At 43.5% G+C, this 1624-nt stretch carries 2 protein-coding genes; both read left to right on the top strand.

Annotated features, from left to right (window positions below; translation table 11 throughout):
* On the top strand, window positions 1–822 hold an 822-nt coding region (locus GX756_00915), incomplete at its 5' end, for an ABC transporter permease (GenBank protein NLC16429.1).
* An 11-nt stretch (window positions 823–833) separates the two neighbouring features.
* Window positions 834–1624 (top strand): ABC transporter ATP-binding protein (locus GX756_00910; GenBank protein NLC16428.1); only part of this gene is annotated, 791 nt, incomplete at its 3' end.

Raw genomic sequence — 1624 nt, 5'->3', positions numbered from 1 at the left:
TTTGCCGACCTTACCGCCGAGGGAAGTTTTGCTTTAGGCGGCGCGGTTGTGGCGTCTTTGATTACCAAAGGTCTAGAACCCGCGCTGTCCAGTCTTATCGCGTTTTTGGCGGGGACTTTGGCAGGACTTTGCACCGGCATACTTAATACTAAGCTCAAAATTCCAGCTATCTTGTCAGGTATTTTGACAATGATTGGATTATACTCAATCAATATTAGGATAATGGGCACTTCTAATACATCATTGCTCAGGCTTACCACGGTAATTACTTATTTTGAAAATTTATTTAAAATTCCTAAGATTTACGCCACTCTTATTTTGGGCGTTTTGGTTGTCGGAATAATAATAGCCGTTTTGTATTGGTTTTTTGGCACGGAAGTTGGCAGCGCCATAAGAGCCACAGGCGACAACGAAAACATGTGCAGGGCGCTGGGCATAAACACCGATAACACCAAAATTTTAGCGCTTATGATCGCCAACGGGCTTATCGCGTTATCCGGCGCGATGGTCGCCCAACAGCAAACCTTTAGCGATGTCAATATGGGAATCGGAGCTATTGTTATCGGGCTTGCGTCCATAATAATCGGCGAAACTTTTATGAGCCAAAAGTTTCCGTTTTGGGCAAAGATGATTTTTATCGTTCTGGGTAGCGTTATTTACCGAGTTTTGATTACTCTTATAATTTACGCCAATATAATGGAGCCATACGATATAAAACTATTGACAGCCGTATTGGTAATAATCGCTTTGGCTTTGCCCAGAATAAAAAGCTTATTCAAAAACAATAACTTCAAACGGGCTAAAAACAATAACAGGGGTTAAAATTTTTATAAATGCTTAGTATAAACAATATATCCAAAACTTTTAATATAGGCACCATCAATGAAAAACAGGCTCTAGACCGCGTCAACCTGTTTGTCAATGAAGGCGATTTTATAACCGTTATCGGCGGCAACGGCGCGGGCAAGTCAACTTTATTAAATATCATAGCCGGAGTTTATACGGCCGACGAGGGCGAGCTGGTTTTGCAGGGCGAAAGCATAACCAAAATGCCCGAATATAAGCGCGCGCAATATTTTGGGCGCGTGTTCCAAGACCCCTTAATGGGCACGGCGGCCTCTATGGAAATTCAAGAAAACCTCGCGCTTGCTTACCGTCGCGGGCAATTCCGCGGGCTTAATTGGGCGGTAACGCCCAAAGAAAAGCAGCTATATAAAGAACAGCTCAAGCGTTTGGGCTTAGGCTTAGAAAGCAGGATGACCACCAAAGTTGGCTTGTTAAGCGGCGGTCAAAGACAGGCTTTGGCTTTGTTGATGGCTATACTAAAAAAGCCCAAAATGCTCTTGCTAGACGAGCATACTGCGGCTCTAGACCCCAATACCGCCCAAATTGTCCAGCATCTTACTTTGGAGCTTACCCAAGAGAGCAAGATTACTACCCTTATGATTACTCATAATATGAAAGACGCCATAAAATACGGCAATAGGCTAATTATGATGCACGAAGGCAAGATTATATACGAAGCAGAAGGCGCCGAAAAACAATCGTTAAAAGTGGAAGACTTATTAAAGAAGTTTGAGCAAAGCGCCGGCGGTAATTTCGCCACAGACAGAATGCTGTTGGC

The sequence above is a fragment of the Clostridiales bacterium genome, from assembly GCA_012512255.1.
Classification (GTDB): domain Bacteria; phylum Bacillota; class Clostridia; order Christensenellales; family DUVY01; genus DUVY01.
This window is presented reverse-complemented; position numbering and strand designations above follow the sequence as displayed.